The organism is Methylomonas koyamae, from assembly GCF_019669905.1.
Classification (GTDB): domain Bacteria; phylum Pseudomonadota; class Gammaproteobacteria; order Methylococcales; family Methylomonadaceae; genus Methylomonas; species Methylomonas koyamae.
In genome coordinates this window covers 2,736,831-2,752,610 of record NZ_AP019777.1, presented here as the reverse complement: position 1 = coordinate 2,752,610, position 15,780 = coordinate 2,736,831, and the positions used below count along the sequence as shown (strand labels likewise).

At 55.4% G+C, this 15,780-nt stretch carries 9 protein-coding genes and 1 pseudogene; 7 read left to right on the top strand and 3 right to left on the bottom strand.

Annotated features, from left to right (window positions below; all coding sequences use genetic code 11):
- Positions 1-26: 26 nt before the first annotated feature.
- Both MKFW12EY_RS12370 and MKFW12EY_RS12365 read right to left on the bottom strand, forming a co-directional pair.
- A pseudogene (locus MKFW12EY_RS12370) lies at positions 27-177 on the bottom strand (IS3 family transposase); the annotation flags it as partial.
- A gap of 402 nt (positions 178-579) precedes the next feature.
- Positions 580-1,455: a LysR substrate-binding domain-containing protein gene (locus MKFW12EY_RS12365; RefSeq protein ID WP_221053095.1), complete on the bottom strand. Its 876-nt coding sequence runs from the start codon at positions 1,453-1,455 to the stop codon at positions 580-582.
- 391 nt (positions 1,456-1,846) lie between these two features.
- Here MKFW12EY_RS12365 and katG point away from each other — a divergent pair, with 391 nt between their 5' ends.
- From katG to MKFW12EY_RS12330, 7 genes are all read left to right on the top strand, one after another.
- Positions 1,847-4,069: a catalase/peroxidase HPI gene (gene katG, locus MKFW12EY_RS12360; RefSeq protein WP_221053094.1), complete on the top strand. Its 2,223-nt coding sequence runs from the start codon at positions 1,847-1,849 to the stop codon at positions 4,067-4,069.
- Positions 4,070-4,361: 292 nt separating this feature from the next.
- On the top strand, positions 4,362-5,816 hold the full coding sequence (locus MKFW12EY_RS12355; protein ID WP_221053093.1) for an ATP-binding protein: 1,455 nt from the start codon (positions 4,362-4,364) through the stop codon (positions 5,814-5,816).
- 25 nt (positions 5,817-5,841) lie between these two features.
- A complete protein-coding gene (locus MKFW12EY_RS12350) occupies positions 5,842-8,283 on the top strand; it encodes a type I restriction-modification system subunit M (protein WP_221053092.1) in 2,442 nt (813 codons plus the stop codon).
- Positions 8,283-9,707 carry a restriction endonuclease subunit S gene (locus MKFW12EY_RS12345; RefSeq protein WP_221053091.1) on the top strand — a complete coding sequence of 475 codons (1,425 nt, stop codon included), beginning with the start codon at positions 8,283-8,285 and terminating at the stop codon, positions 9,705-9,707. The genes MKFW12EY_RS12350 and MKFW12EY_RS12345 overlap by 1 nt, the downstream gene beginning before the upstream one ends.
- Positions 9,694-10,818 carry a PDDEXK nuclease domain-containing protein gene (locus MKFW12EY_RS12340; protein ID WP_245006297.1) on the top strand — a complete coding sequence of 375 codons (1,125 nt, stop codon included), beginning with the start codon at positions 9,694-9,696 and terminating at the stop codon, positions 10,816-10,818. Before MKFW12EY_RS12345 ends, MKFW12EY_RS12340 begins: the two co-directional genes overlap by 14 nt.
- A complete protein-coding gene (locus MKFW12EY_RS12335) occupies positions 10,815-14,252 on the top strand; it encodes a type I restriction endonuclease subunit R (RefSeq protein WP_054760554.1) in 3,438 nt (1,145 codons plus the stop codon). The genes MKFW12EY_RS12340 and MKFW12EY_RS12335 overlap by 4 nt, the downstream gene beginning before the upstream one ends.
- Positions 14,242-14,829, top strand: coding sequence for a hypothetical protein (locus MKFW12EY_RS12330; protein WP_054760551.1), 588 nt, complete (start codon positions 14,242-14,244; stop codon positions 14,827-14,829). The genes MKFW12EY_RS12335 and MKFW12EY_RS12330 overlap by 11 nt, the downstream gene beginning before the upstream one ends.
- Before the next feature lie 235 nt (positions 14,830-15,064).
- Here the strand turns inward: MKFW12EY_RS12330 and MKFW12EY_RS12325 are convergent, their stop codons facing one another.
- Positions 15,065-15,631 carry a hypothetical protein gene (locus MKFW12EY_RS12325; RefSeq protein WP_157199284.1) on the bottom strand — a complete coding sequence of 189 codons (567 nt, stop codon included), beginning with the start codon at positions 15,629-15,631 and terminating at the stop codon, positions 15,065-15,067.
- Positions 15,632-15,780 lie beyond the last annotated feature (149 nt).

Genomic DNA, 15,780 nt, shown 5'->3' with positions numbered 1-15,780 from the left:
TGTGGTGAGCTCGACGGCTTCGCGGTTTTATTCAAACCATTGATGGTTTCAGCGATGGTATGTCATACGGGTAGAGTGGCCCAGCTTATCGACGTGGGCCTCATCGCTGGCTTCGGCCGGACCTTCGGTATAGCGGATCGAAATGTACTGCACACCGCGGTCGCTATGGTGAATCAGGTTATCTTCCAATAACAAAGACTTTCGTTTTTATTTCCGCATGCGGAAGGCAGGGGCAGGGCGGTGGTCATCTAATTCTTGTCGAACTTATTTTGGCGTAACTTCTGGCGTATTATAAAAATCATTAATGTTCAAGCCATTGTTTTTAAATAATTACACTTCGATGCATCATCGGCGTGTGTTGCGGAGCCGCTTCTTGTCTGGAGTGAGTTGTTGTTCGGTTATCCATTTGTAAATCAACGATATGCGTATTAATTCAGTTAAGTTTGGTATTGTCCCGTTGAGGCGCAACCGGTCGAAATTGTCCGGCCTCGATAATGGGAACCGCGATGCGGTCCACCCAGACCAAACCGCCGAAATCCCGGCTACGCTTAACAATCCCGGCGTGGCGCGCGCCGGCGCCTAGGGCAGCGGCTTGTACGCCAGCAGTTTGGCCATGGTTTCCAGCAACGCGCTACGCGGATGGGTTTTCAGCCAGACCAGCGCGATGGAACGGCTGGGCCTTTGGCGGATGTCGATATAACGAATGTCCTTGTCTTCCGGTTGAATGGCAACGGACGGCATCAATGTGACGCCGACGCCGTTCTTGACCATGAAGCGCAGGGTTTCCAGACTGGACGCCCGAAAGTCGTGTTCGACGAAGCGTGCCGGATCGCATAACTTCAAAGCCTGGTCGCGCAGGCAATGGCCCTCGTCCAGCAACAGCAGGTTTTCCCGGGCGGCTAGGTTCAGGTCGACTTCCTCCAGCCCCGCGAGCGGGTGGTCGGCACTTACCGCCAATGTGAACGGGTCTTCGAATAACAGCCGGTATTCCAGCGCTGCATGTTCCACCGGCAAGGCCAGCAGGGCCGCATCCAACTTTTTGTCGAGCAGCAACGCGATCAGCGCATGGGTTTTTTCTTCGACCAACTGTATTTTCAGGTCTGGATAATGTTGTTTGATCCGAAACACGTATTCCGGCAGCACATAACTCGCCAGCGACGGAAACGCGCCGAGCGATAGTTGGTTGCGGTGTCGGGCGCTGGCATGGGCGGCAATTTGCCGAATCGAGCGGACGTCGTCAAGTATCCTGCGGGCGATGGGCAGGATTTCGCGGCAAGCGTCGGTGACGGCGATATTGTTTTTGTCGCGCAGAAACAGGTCTATCCCCAGATAGTCCTCGAGTTTTTTGATTTGGGTACTTAAAGTCGGCTGGCTTATTGCACAGTGTTCAGCCGCTTGGCTGAAGTTTCTGAATTCCGCTACCGCCAGCAGATAGCTCAAATCGCGCAAAGTCATCTATCGTGCCCGCTGTTGGTTATAGGTCGGACAAACGCTGCCCGGCGCGGAATGATACCAGCTAAACGCCGTAGCCATTGACTCGGCCTATCGGCTTATCGACGCAATCAATTTCAAATTATCGGCTCGATTCGATTGAATATACCCACTGAAGCGATCCAACAGCGGATGCGCAATCAGCCAACGGTGCTTAAACCAGTCTGGGTTTATATCCCAGGATGCAAACAAGATTCGGTAATACCCCATCGGCGGCAGCCGGCGCGCAACCTTCCGCTTCGGAAAGTTGCGCGCCTAGTTTTGTCGGCCGCTGGGCTAATCCGGGAGCGGCGTCTAAACTGCAAAAGCGACGGTATGTTTTTGATTGACTAACAATAAGGAACTGAGGTGCACCATGAAAACCAAGCAACTATTCCTGGCTTCCGCATTGGCGGTAGCCATCGGCGCAACATTGCAGACTCCACCCGCGTTTGCCGACATGCAACCGACCACCAACAGCTTTTGGTGGCCGGAGCAACTGGATTTGCAACCGCTACGGCAAAATTCGGCCGAGTCCAATCCGCTGGGCCAGGCCTTTAATTACGCGGAACAATTCAAAACCCTGGACCTGAAAGCGGTCAAAAAAGACATAGCCAACGTGCTGCACACCTCCCAGCCCTGGTGGCCGGCGGATTACGGTAATTACGGCCCGTTTTTCATCCGCATGGCCTGGCATAGCGCCGGGGTGTATCGCATCTTCGACGGTCGCGGCGGTGCGTCCGGCGGCCAGCAGCGCTTCGAGCCCCTCAATAGTTGGCCGGATAACGTCAGTCTGGACAAGGCCCGCCGCCTGCTGTGGCCGGTCAAGCAAAAATACGGCGCCAAACTGTCCTGGGCCGATTTGATGGTGCTGGCCGGCAACGTCGCGCTGGAAGACATGGGTTTCAAAACCATTGGTTTTGCCGGCGGCCGCGCCGACGATTGGGAAGCCGAGAACGTCAATTGGGGCATGGAGAAGAAGTTTCTGGCCGACGAACGCCACGACGCCAAGGGCGAACTGGCCAAGCCGTTGGGCGCCACGCAAATGGGCTTGATTTACGTCAATCCAGAAGGCCCGGGCGGCAATCCCGACCCGTTGGCCGCTGCCAAACATATCCGCGAAGCTTTCGGCCGGATGGCGATGAACGACGAAGAAACCGTGGCACTGATCGCCGGCGGCCACACCTTCGGCAAGGCCCATGGCGCGCATAAACCCGACGAATGCGTCGGCAAGGAACCGGCCGCCGCCCCGATCGAACAGCAAGGCTTGGGCTGGGCCAATAAATGCGGCGCCGGACATGGCGTCGATACCGTCAGCAGCGGTCTGGAAGGCGCCTGGTCGACCAATCCCATCCGCTGGACCCACGACTATCTGACTTGGCTGTTCACCTTTGACTGGCAGCAAACCAAGAGCCCGGCCGGCGCCACCCAGTGGATACCGAAAGACGGCAAGGGCGACAATTTCGTGCCGGACGCGCACGATACCAGCAAGCGCCACCCGCCAATCATGTTTACCACCGACTTGGCGTTGAAAATGGACCCGGACTACCAAAAGATCTCCAAACGGTTTCTGGATAACCCGAAAGAGTTCGAAGCCACCTTCGCCAAGGCTTGGTTCAAGCTGACCCACCGCGACATGGGACCGAAGGCGCGCTATGTCGGCGCCGAAGTGCCGGCCGAGGATTTCGTCTGGCAAGATCCGATCCCCAAAGTCGACCATAAACTGATCGACGCCAAGGATACCGCCAAGTTGAAAGCAACCATCCTGGGCTCGGATCTGACCATTCCGGAACTGGTCCGCACCGCCTGGGCCTCGGCGGCGACCTTCCGTGGCACCGATATGCGCGGAGGGGCCAACGGCGCACGGATAAGGCTGGCGCCGCAGAAAGATTGGGAAGCCAACGATCCGGCCGAATTGGCGAAAGTGTTGGCTAAGCTGGAAGCCATCCAAAGCGACTTCAACCGTTCCTTGAAAGGCGGCAAGAAAGTCTCGCTGGCCGACGTGATCGTGCTCGGCGGTTCGGCGGCGGTGGAAGAAGCCGCCAAGAAAGCCGGTGTCAATGTGCAAGTGCCGTTCAAACCGGGCAGGATGGATGCCTCGCAGGAACAGACCGACGTGAACTCGGCGGCGGTGTTGGAACCGAAAGCTGACGGCTTCCGCAATTTCTTTGCCAAGGATAACGCCCACTCGCCGGCGGAAATGCTGGTCGAGCGCGCCAATTTCCTGACCTTGAGCGTGCCGGAAATGACGGTGCTGGTCGGCGGCATGCGGGCGCTGGATGCCAACGCCGGTCATGCCAAACACGGCGTATTCACCAGCAAGCCGGGTACCTTGACCAACGACTTTTTCGTCAACTTGCTGGATATGGGCACCCAATGGAACAAGTCGGCAACCGAAGGCGTTTACGAGGGTAAGGACCGGGCGACCAATCAGGTCAAATGGACCGCGACGCCGGTGGATTTGATCTTCGGCTCCCACTCCGAGTTGCGGGCGGTGGCGGAAGTCTATGCCTCCGACGATGCCAAGGAAAAATTCGTGCAGGACTTCGCCAAGGCCTGGGCCAAGGTGATGGATTTGGACCGTTTCGACTTGCGTTAACTGTTAACTAGCGCAGCGCTCAACTTGGCCGGAATTAGGGCCAGGTTGAGCGAACCGGTTAAAACTAAGCTTACAAAAGTGACCCGATGTTTTGTCGCCCGAAAGTCGGCTTTGTTTTACGGCTTGTGTTGCATTCGGCAAGCCCTGTGAATGGAATTGTTGTCGAAGGATAGCGAGATTTGGCTGGTGGAAGAATGCGTTGAGCTATGAAAGCTCGGCAGTATCAGCATAAAATAGTATTTATTGTCATGTATACATGACAATAAAAGCATCCTAATGCTAATATTGCCTGATGAGAGTCTCAAAAGAAGAACTAATCGCCGTATTGGCCCAATTCAATCCCTGGTGGCGTGGCGAGCCGATTGCCGATTTGCCGGATTGGCAGCGTGCCGCTTCGCGTGAGTTAAGTCGCTGGATCAATCATCCGCCGGTCCATCGCGCCATTTTGCTGTCCGGCGCACGCCAGGTCGGCAAAACCACGTTGCTGCTGCAACAGATCGACGCGTTGTTGAAGCAGGGTGTTCCGGCGGCCAACATCCTTTACGCCACATTTGACCATCCGGTGCTCAAGCTGGCGGGCATCGAAGCCGTGTTGGAAGCCTGGCGCGAGCGCGAGCCGCGTGTCGATGGATCAGAGTTTCTGTTCCTTGACGAAGCTCAGTTTATTCGCGATTGGGGGACTTGGGTCAAACACCAAATCGATTTCAACAAACAGCGCCGCATTGTATTTACCGGCTCGGTCATGCCCTTGGTGGAAGCCGACCAGGAATCTGGCGTCGGTCGTTGGCATACCATTCGGCTGACCACGCTGTCGTTCTACGAATATCTACAAATCAAACAGGTGCAACTGCCGGCGTTGCCACCTTTAAAAAGCCTGACCGAGCTGTTCGACTGGACGCCGCCGCAGTTTTACCGCGCGCAGGAAATCGCCGCGCCTTATGTCGGCCATTTTCACGAATATCTGATTCGCGGCGGCTTTCCGCAAACCGCCCAGGTGGATAGCATCACCCAGGCCCAGCGCCTGTTGCGTGAGGACATCATCGACAAGGCACTCAAGCGCGATATGACCGCATTGTTCGGTGTGCGTCGCATTCTCGATCTGGAACATACCTTTCTGTACCTCTGTATGCACGACGGTGGCTTGCTGAATATCACCGACTTGTCCAGCAACCTGGAAGTCAAGCGCCCCACCGCCCAGCATTTCATCGAGCTGTTGGAAGCCTGCCACCTGATTTATCGCTTGCCGCCGTTCGGTTACGGCAAAGACGTACTCAAGGGACGCTTCAAAATTTACCTGGCCGATGCCGCCATCGCGCCCGCTGTTTTACTCAAGGGCAAAAGCATCATCGACGATTCCGCCGCCTTGGGCGTGGCGACCGAAACCGCCGTGTTTAAACACCTATTTGCGCGCTATTATTCCCAAAATGTGCGTTTTACCTACTGGCACGGGAAAAAAGACCGTGAGGTCGATTTGGTCGCGGAAATCGGCAGCCAATTGATCCCCTTTGAAGTGAAATACCGCGCCCAACACACCGGTGCGCGTGAATTGAAAGGCTTAATTGAGCTGTGTGAGCAAAAGAAAATTGCCCGTGGTTACGTTGTTACCAAGTCGCTGGATGACTTCGGTTTAATGGCCGGTCTGCCGCAAACTGGCGATACCGCCAGCCAGATCATGCGTCTACCCGCACCGTTGCTGTGCTACTGGATGGGGGCAGCGGAATTGAATCAACCCGAATTTAACGATTAAGCCGGGCAACCGGCGATAGGAAACCATGGATCAAAGCCAACTTAAATGGATTGCGGACTTCATCTGGAATATCGCCGATGACCGTCTGCGCGACGTGTATGTGCGCGGCAAATACCGCGATGTGATACTGCCGTTTACCGTGCTGCGTCGTCTCGATGCCGTGCTGGAGTCCAGCAAAGACGCGGTGTTGGAACGTAAGAAATTTCTCGATCAGCACGGCGTGCTCGATCAAGAAGGCGCGCTACGCATGGCCGCCGGTCAAGCGTTTTACAACACCTCGGAATTCACCCTGTCGCGTCTGGCGGCCAGCGGCCAAGGCCAACGATTGCGCGATAACTTCATCGATTATCTCGACGGTTTTTCGCACAACGTCCAGGAAATTCTGGCCAAATTCAAGTTCCGCGACCAGATTCAGACCTTGGTCGATGCCAATGTTCTCGGCTACTTGATCGAAGATTTTCTCAATCCGGATGTCAATCTGTCGCCGCAACCCGTGCTCGATGGTGACGGCCGCATCAAACTGCCGGGGCTGGACAATCACGGCATGGGCACGGCCTTCGAGGAATTGATTCGCCGCTTTAACGAAGACAACAACGAAGAAGCCGGCGAACACTGGACGCCGCGCGACGTGGTCAAACTGATGGCCAAGTTGTTATTCGTGCCGATCGCCGACCGGATCGAATCCGGCACTTACACCTTGTACGACGGTGCCTGCGGTACCGGCGGCATGCTGACCGTGGCCGAGGAAACCTTGCTGGAACTGGCCGCCAGCCACGGTAAGGAAGTGTCGATTCATTTATTCGGCCAGGAAATCAACCCGGAAACCTACGCCATCTGCAAAGCCGATTTGCTGCTCAAGGGCGAAGGCGAAGAAGCCGAAAACATCGTCGGCGGCGCGGATAAATCCACCTTGTCGGCCGACCAGTTTCCGGCGCGCGAATTCGACTTCATGCTGTCCAATCCGCCGTACGGCAAAAGCTGGAAAACCGACCTGGAACGCATGGGCGGCAAAGCCGGCTTTAGCGATCCGCGCTTCATGGTCACCCACGACGGCGACCCGGAATACAAACTCATCACCCGTTCCAGCGACGGCCAATTGATGTTCCTGGTCAACAAGCTGCAGAAGATGAAGCACAACACCCCGCTGGGTAGCCGCATCGCCTTGGTGCATAACGGTTCGGCATTGTTCACCGGCGACGCCGGCCAGGGCGAAAGCAACATCCGCCGTTGGGCCATCGAAAACGATTGGCTGGAAGCCATCATCGCCTTGCCGCTGAATATCTTTTACAACACCGGCATCGCCACCTACATCTGGGTGCTGACCAACCGCAAGGCCGAACACCGCAAAGGCAAAGTGCAACTGATCGACGCCAGCCAATGGTTTCAGCCGTTGCGCCGCAACTTGGGCAAGAAAAATTGCGCGCTCGGCGAAGCCGATATCGCCCGGATTCTGGAACATTACCTGCAGCTGCCGCCGGCCGATGAAGAGACGGAAAAGACCAGTCCGGAAGCCAAATGGTTTAACAATGCCGATTTTGGTTACTGGAAAATCACCGTCGAGCGGCCATTACGTCTGAAGAGCCAGCTTAAACGCAGTGCTATCGAAACCCTGCGCTTTGCCTCCGGCGACGAAACGGTGCGTAGCGAAATCTACAGTCGCTGGGGCGACGCGCTGTACGATCAATTCGCAAAACTGCGGCCGGAGATCGAAGCCTGGTTGAAAGGTGACGACAGCGAGGAAGAAGCGGATGACGATGGCGACGAGGACAGCAAGCCCGCCAAGAAAGCCGTGCCGGACAAATCCGTCTGGAACGGATTTGGATCGCATAGCGACCCCGAAGGGGGACGATACAGGATCGTATCGTCTCAAAAGCGCAAGAAACTGCTCGATCCCGCTACCTGGTTGCGCGACCTTACCTTGGTCGAACTGGCCCGTTTGGCGCAACAAGAACTGGGCGAGGGCGTCTTTGACGATCACAACCAATTTCGCGTGCGTTTCGATGCAGCCATGAAACAGCTCGACAAGAAACCCAGCGCGGCCGACAAAAAGTTGATTTACAAAGCGGTCAGCTGGCGTGACGAAACCGCGCCGCCCGTCATTGCCAAACGTACCAAACTCAAAGCCAGCGAATACTTCCAACCGGGTTACGACGGCGCGTATCTGGAAGAAGACGGCAAAGACCGCTACATGCTGGAATACGAAGCCGACAGCGATTTGCGCGATACCGAACAGGTACCGTTGACCGAACCCGGCGGCATCGAAGCCTTTTTCGTCCGCGAAGTGCTGCCGCATGCCCCGGACGCCTGGATCGCGATGGACGCCACCAAAATCGGCTATGAAATCTCGTTTGCCCGTTATTTCTACCGGCCCGCGCCGCTACGGACCTTGGCGGAAATCCGCGCCGATATTCTGGCTCTGGAACAGCAGACGGAAGGTTTGCTGCACAAGATTGTGGGAGTCGGTTGATGGATAAACTATCAGCCTACACGGAGTATAAGAATACATCGTCCAGATGGGTGCCGCGTGTACCAGCGCATTGGCAGTTGTTACGTGCTAAAAATTTTCTCCAAGAAATTGATGATCGTTCGACAACCGGTAAGGAACAATTATTGTCAATGCGTCAGCATAGAGGATTGGTTCCGCACAACGATGTCTCTAACAAGCTTATTGGTGCAGAACATCTGATCGGCTATAAGCGAACGCATCCTGATGAATTGGTCTTGAATCGAATGCAAGCCGGTAATGCCATGTTCTTTTGTAGCTCGTTACATGGTCTTGTTAGCCCAGACTACGCGGTGTTCAGGTTAATTCGAGATGACAATCCAGAATTTCTCGGGCACTTGTTTCGATCAGCACCAATGCGTGGTTTATTTCGGTCTGAGTCGAAAGGGCTTGGGACGGGAACCTCTGGCTTCTTGCGGCTTTATTCTGATCGCTTTGCGTCGCTTAGTATTCCGATGCCGCCGCGAGTCGAGCAGGATCAAATCGTCGCATATCTGCGGGTGCAGGATGCCCACATCGCCCGTTTTGTTAAGGCCAAGCGTGAATTGATTAAATTGCTAAACGAGCAAAAGCTGCGAATTATTGATCAAGCGGTTACTCGTGGCATTGACCTATCGATTAAGCTTCAGCCCTCAGGTTTCGATTGGTTGGGAGACATCCCAGAGCATTGGAGTATTACTCTTTTGAAACACATTGCTGATGTGCGTTTCAGTGGTGTGGATAAGCATTCGCACGACAACGAAATTCCAGTTCGCTTGTGTAATTACACTGATGTTTATAAGAATAACGAGATAAACGCCGAAATGGCTTTGATGCAAGCCACAGCGACTCCAAGTGAAATTTCCCGACTTACGCTCCAAGCTGGTGATGTCATTATTACCAAAGATTCAGAAACGCCAGAAGACATTGCCATACCCGCATGGGTGCCCGAAAGCCTCCCAGGTGTAGTTTGTGCATACCATCTTGGTCTGCTGCGCCCAGATCTAAACCAACTCAAGGGTGAATTTTTATTCTATGCAATCGGGTCGTCTCAAGTTGCCGAGCAACTTCATGTTCTGGCAACCGGAGTTACTCGCTATGCCCTATCCAAGCATGATGTAAAAAACGCAGTGATTCCCTTGCCTCCAATTGAAGAGCAAAAAAGCATTTGCACATGGATAAAGAATGAATCTGGGCCATTAGATGATGCAATTAGGAGCGCATCTGAGGAAATCAAACTTATCCTTGAATACCGTGACCGCCTGATAGCCGATGTCGTCACCGGCCAAATCGATGTGCGCGATTGGCTGCCCGGCCCGGATGACGTGGTGGCCGAGGAAGACCTGGCGGCGCTGGTCGGAAGCGAAGACATCGAAGCCGATGGGGAGGAAGACGATGGCGAAGAATAAGCCCGCCGCACCCAAACCGGCCGACGCCTTATTACTGGAGTTGCGCGGCCTGATCGACTCCGCCCGCCAGCACGTCGCGCAGACCGCCAACGCCACGCTGACGATGCTGTATTGGCATGTAGGTAAACGCATCCGTAGTGAAGTTCTGCGCGATGGCCGCGCGGAGTACGGCGAGCAGATTCTTGCGACACTGTCGCAAGAATTGGTGCGGGAGTATGGTCAAGGTTTCGGGGCCAAGAACTTGGCACGCATGATCCAGTTCGCCGAAGTTTTTCCTGACGAGGAAATTGTCGTATCACTGTCACGACAATTGAGCTGGACCCACTTCATCGCGTTGATACCGCTAAAACAGCCGCTGGAACGTGAATTCTACGCGGAAATGTGCCGCGTAGAACGCTGGAGCGTCCGCACCCTGCGCGAGCGCATCGCCAGCCAGTTGTACCTGCGCACGGCCATCGCCAAGCAGCCGGAAGAAGTGTTGAAGGCCGAACTCAGCCACCTGCGCGCGGGTGGGCAAATGACGCCCGAGCTGGTGTTCCGCGACCCATACATGCTGGACTTTCTGGGCCTGCCGCACGACTACAGCGAGCGCGACCTGGAAGACGCTATTCTGCGCGAAATGGAGCGATTCCTGCTGGAACTGGGCGTGGGCTTCACTTTCGTGGCGCGGCAAAAGCGCATCAGTGTCGGCGCGGACGATTTCTACCTCGACCTGCTGTTCTACCACCGCTACCTGAAACGTTTGGTCGCGGTGGAACTGAAGCTGGAGAAGTTCCAGCCCGCGCACAAGGGGCAGATGGAGCTATATCTGCGTTGGCTAAACCAATATGACCGCGCCGTGGGCGAAGAGCCGCCCATCGGGCTGATTCTGTGCGCCACCAAGGACGCCGAGCAGGTCAAGCTGATGGATATGGATGCCTCCAATATCCGCGTGGCCGAATATCTGGCACACATCCCGGACATGAAAGTTTTGCAGGCACAGCTGCACCGCGCCGTGGAACTGGCGCGCGAACGAACCGCTCAGGCCACTTCACCGCTACCGGCGGCTATTGCCGAGACAGCGAATCAAGCGCTCAAGCCCCGGCGCAAGAAAAAGGGAGACAACGCATGAAGCCCACCGACACCAGCGAAAAAGGTTTGGAAGCCCTGATCGTTAAACATCTCACTGGTCAACCGACACCCGACTTTGCCGCGGATAACGCGGTTCAATCCAGCGTGGGTTATTACAGCGTCGGCGGCTATCAGCAAGGCCTGCCCGCCGATTACAACCGCGACGTGGCGCTGGATGTCGTCAAGTTGCTGGCCTTTTTGCAGGCCACCCAGCCCAAGACTGTCGAAACCTTGGAGTTGGCGCAGGACGGCATCAAACGCAGCCAGTTTCTGCATCGCATTCAGGGCGAAATCGCCAAGCGCGGCGTGGTGGATGTGTTGCGCAAAGGCGTCAGCCACGGCCCGGTGCATGCCGATTTGTATAAATTTCTGCCGACGCCGGGCAATGCCAGCTCGGCGGAGAATTTCGCTAAAAATATTTTCAGCGTCACCCGCCAGCTACGTTACAGCAACGACGAAACCGCGCGCTCGCTGGACATGGCAATTTTCATCAACGGCCTGCCGGTGGCGACTTTTGAACTGAAAAACTCGCTGACCAAACAAACGGTGGCCGATGCCATCACGCAATATCAAACCGACCGCGACCCGCGCGAATTGTTGTTTCAAATGGGCCGTTGCATCGTGCATTTTGCGGTGGACGATAGCGAGGTGGCGTTTTGCACCCATCTGACCGGCAAAACGGCGTGGTTTTTACCCTTCAATCAGGGCTGGAACAGTGGCGCCGGCAATCCGCCCAATCCGGACGGACTGAAAACCGATTATCTGTGGAAGCAGGTGCTGGCCAAAGAATCGCTGGCCAACATCATCGAAAACTTTGCCCAGATCGTCGAAGAGGAAGACGAACGCGGCAAGAAAAAACGCAAGCAGGTATTTCCGCGTTTCCATCAACTGCGCACGGTGCGGGCCTTGTTGCGTCTTTGTGGTGCCGAAGGCGTGGGCCGCCGCTACCTGATTCAGCATTCGGCCGGCAGCGGCAAGAGCAATACCATCGCCTGGCTGGCGCATCAGTTGGTGGAGTTGAAGCAAGCCGACGACGCCAACAGCGCCCAGTTCGATTCGGTGGTCGTCATCACCGACCGCCGCGCCTTGGATACGCAGATTGCCAAGACCATCAAGGGCTATGACCACGTTGCTTCGATCTTTGGCCACTCCGATAGCGCCGAGGAATTGCGCGGCTTTCTGCGCAAGGGCAAAAAAATCATCGTCACCACGGTGCAAAAGTTTCCGTTCATTCTGGATGAATTGGACGACCTGGGGTCCCGGCGTTTCGCACTGCTGATCGACGAAGCGCATTCCAGCCAGGGCGGCAAGACCACCGCCAAGATGCATATCGCCTTGTCCGCCGCGCCCGGCGACGACGAGGACGACGAAGAGTCGGTCGAGGATGCGGTGAACAAGCTGATCGAGTCGCGCAAGATGCTGGCCAACGCCAGCTACTTTGCCTTTACCGCGACGCCGAAAAACAAAACCCTGGAGTTATTCGGCGAGCGTTACCAGGAAGGCGGCGACGTACATTTTCGTTCGCCGCCGGAATTGACCTACACCACCAAGCAGGCGATTCAGGAAGGTTTCATCCTGGATGTGATCAAGAATTACACGCCGGTGGACAGCTTTTACCGCGTCGCCAAGACCGTGGAAGACGACCCGGATTTTGACAAGGTCAAGGCGCTGAAAAAAATCCGCCATTACGTCGAGTCGCACGACAAGGCCATACGCCGCAAGGCCGAAATCATGATCGATCATTTCACGGCGCAAGTGATCGGCAAGCGCAAAATCGGCGGTCAGGCGCGGGCGATGGTGGTGTGCAATGGCATCGCGCGGGCCATCGATTATTACCGCGAGATCAGCGACTATTTGCAGGAAATCAAAAGTCCGTACAAGGCCATCGTGGCGTTCTCTGGCGAACAAGAAGTGGGCGGCAAGAATGTTACCGAAGCCGATATGAATGGTTTCCCTAGCAAGGACATTCCGGCCAAGCTGAAGCAAGACCCGTATCGGATTTTGATCGTCGCCAACAAATTCGTCACCGGCTTCGACGAACCGTTGCTGCATACGATGTACGTCGACAAGCCGTTGGCCGGGGTGTTGGCTGTACAAACCCTGTCGCGGTTGAATCGCGCCCACCCGCAAAAACACGATACCTTCGTGCTGGATTTTGCCGACAACGCCGAAGCGGTGAAGGCGGCGTTTCAGGAATATTACCGCGCCACGGTGCAGGTCGGCGAAACCGACCCGAACAAACTACATGACCTGAAAAACGATCTGGACGGCCATCAGGTATATGCCTGGCAGCAAGTTGAGGACTTGGTGGCGTTGTACGTCAAAGGCGCGGACCGCGACAAGCTGGACCCGATTCTGGATATTTGCGTCGAAGCGTACCAGCAGCAGTTGGATGAAAATGCGCAAGTCGAGTTTAAGGGTAAAGCCAAAGCCTTCGTGCGTAGTTATGGATTCCTTGGGGCTATTTTGACCTATGGTCACCCGGCCTGGGAAAAGCTGGCAATTTTCCTGAATTTCCTCATTCCAAAATTACCGGCGCCGAAAGAGGAAGACCTTTCCAAGGGTGTGCTCGTTGCCATCGACATGGATAGCTATCGGCCGGAAGTGAAAGCCGCGTTGAGTATGGGCATGGAGGACGAAGATGGCAGTGTGGAACCGGCACCGACCAGCGCGGGTGGCGGCGGTGGGATTACCGAAATCGACAAATTGTCCAACATCATCAAAGCCTTTAACGACTTGTTCGGCAATATCGAATGGAAGGATGGCGACAAAATTCGCAAGGTGATTACCGAGGACATTCCGAATCGGGTTTCTCAAGACAAGGCCTATCAAAATGCCGTGCAGCACTCCGACAAACAGAACGCTCGCCTCGAACATGACAAGGCGTTAAATCGCGTGATTCTCGAACTACTGGCCGATCATACTGAGCTGTTCAAACAGTTTAGCGACAATGCCAACTTTAAGCGCTGGTTGACTGATACGGTGTTTGACGTGACTTATAGGCCGGGATCGACTGGCTCAGCCGACCATTCGAGTCGGCTGAAAACCCGAGCCGCCAGTATAGTACGGGCTGCGTTTGGCGATGCGCCGATCTGGATCAAGGCGGTGGAGGCTTTATTTGGCCAACTCGATGCGGGCGAGCGAGATTCTTTGAATTTGGCGGACCTGGCGGCAGTTGAGGCGCGGGAACAGCTCTCGGTCAGCCATATCCTGTTCCCGGTATTGAATTTACTATCGGCCGACGATGTGGGCGTATTGCGCCGCGAGTTTATTGAAATAGACAGCAAGCCGGCAAATCGGCCATTGAATTTTGATGCCGTGCGGCAGCGGGCACAAGCCGGTGGTGCGAACGCGGATTGGGCGGACAGCTTGAGCATGCGCTGGGTGGTGTTGCCGGAAGCGAAGGTAAACGCGGGAGGCCGCGATGAGCGGTAAATTAAGCCGACTGTTTAATTGGTTTCCCGAGCTGAGAAGACTTTACGAGGCACGCGGCGCCGAAGATTTCGATGATTTCCTCGATTTGCACTTCGCGCGTTGCATTCAGCGCATGGAAGCCGAAGCGCATCATTTGGCCGGCGATAGCGAGGAAAAACTGTCTGCATTTTTGGCCGCGGCCTTAAGCATGCCCGGATTGTCTGTGGTCCGCGAAGCTTATAGCAACGGCCGAGTCGATCTGACGATCCGTTCGGAAAGTCTATTAAGCGCCGAGCAGCGCTTGGCGGAAGCGAAAATTTATGACGGCCCGGTCTACCATGCGCAAGCTATCACGCAGTTAATTTCGCGATATTCGACAGGCCGGCAGCCCAGCGGTTACGTGATCGAATATGTCAAGAAGCCCGGCATTGCTGACATCGTGATGCGTTTGCGTAGCCAAGCCGATGCTGAGTTGCCGGAATGCCAGGAGGGCTTGACCTCAGACCACGACATGCGTTGGGCTTACGTTAGCAGGCATCGGCACAGCAGCGAGGAGTTGCTTAGGGTTGTGCATATCAATATCAACTTGAAGCGGTGACCGCCATTTCAAGCAGAGTATTAATGGTGGTCGGCGCCGACGTTACGGGGGCGTCCTGAGTTTTGGGTAAACCCGGTTAAGTAAATATCCCCGCAAAGTGGGGCGCCGACCAATACCAATAGGATCGGAGCTGTTCGCGAGCATTGGCGGCAGGAGACAAGGCGTTTAACAGCCATCCGCTGAATCGGCGAAAAATTTAACGGCGGCGGCGCGCAAGGCGTCGGCCGCTCGAAATTTAGATGATTCCGCCGCAGAGTCCGGTTACCGGATTGTAATGTTGGCCTGGTAACGGACAGGTGATTCTGAAATTGACCGCCGGCTTGCGGTATTGGCCGATAGAATCCAGCATGAAATAGGGTACCAACGGCACCGGGCCGCTAAATTGGTAATCCAAGCCGACGCTGGAAAATGGGGCTTTGCCGCCGAGACCGACGAAGAAGCCGTTTTTGAAGTCGTAGCCGCCGCCGACTTCGCCCTGCAAATAATCGGCGCCGTTAAAATATTTCAAGCGGATCTGGCCGGGTTGCAGTCCGCCCCAGACGCGAAACGAAAATGAAATGTCGCCGCCGTAGGTCTCGCCGTTCGAGCCGACGTTGGCATGGCGAAACCCGACCACCAGTTCCGGTATGAAGCTTTCTCCCAAGGTCCATTTCAGGCCGGCATAGCCGTTGTCGACATTACGCGAGCTGCGCGAACTCGCGATCAACGGCGAGGTGTTGACGAAAGAAGCCGTCGCCGCAGTACTGAAAATCAATGCGGCCGCAAAGGCTGACCGGTAAGTGCGTGGAGTTAGCAGTGCCATGAATGTTCTCGTTATCGTTGTTTTAGTTGTCCGAACGCAAGCGCTGGACGGCACAGTATCGAAGAGATTTACGCGAACCGACAAACGGATTCGGCAAAATAATGTCAGGCAGTCACACTTTTTGAGATGAAAATGCCGGCGAATGGTAT

Coding starts and splice junctions, on each gene's coding strand:
- MKFW12EY_RS12345 (WP_221053091.1), top strand. CDS start 8,283: ATGGATAAACTATCAGCCTACACGGAGTATAAGAATACATCGTCCAGA.
- MKFW12EY_RS12330 (WP_054760551.1), top strand. CDS start 14,242: ATGAGCGGTAAATTAAGCCGACTGTTTAATTGGTTTCCCGAGCTGAGA.
- MKFW12EY_RS12365 (WP_221053095.1), bottom strand. CDS start 1,455: ATGACTTTGCGCGATTTGAGCTATCTGCTGGCGGTAGCGGAATTCAGA.
- MKFW12EY_RS12335 (WP_054760554.1), top strand. CDS start 10,815: ATGAAGCCCACCGACACCAGCGAAAAAGGTTTGGAAGCCCTGATCGTT.
- MKFW12EY_RS12340 (WP_245006297.1), top strand. CDS start 9,694: ATGGCGAAGAATAAGCCCGCCGCACCCAAACCGGCCGACGCCTTATTA.
- MKFW12EY_RS12325 (WP_157199284.1), bottom strand. CDS start 15,631: ATGGCACTGCTAACTCCACGCACTTACCGGTCAGCCTTTGCGGCCGCA.
- katG (WP_221053094.1), top strand. CDS start 1,847: ATGAAAACCAAGCAACTATTCCTGGCTTCCGCATTGGCGGTAGCCATC.
- MKFW12EY_RS12355 (WP_221053093.1), top strand. CDS start 4,362: ATGAGAGTCTCAAAAGAAGAACTAATCGCCGTATTGGCCCAATTCAAT.
- MKFW12EY_RS12350 (WP_221053092.1), top strand. CDS start 5,842: ATGGATCAAAGCCAACTTAAATGGATTGCGGACTTCATCTGGAATATC.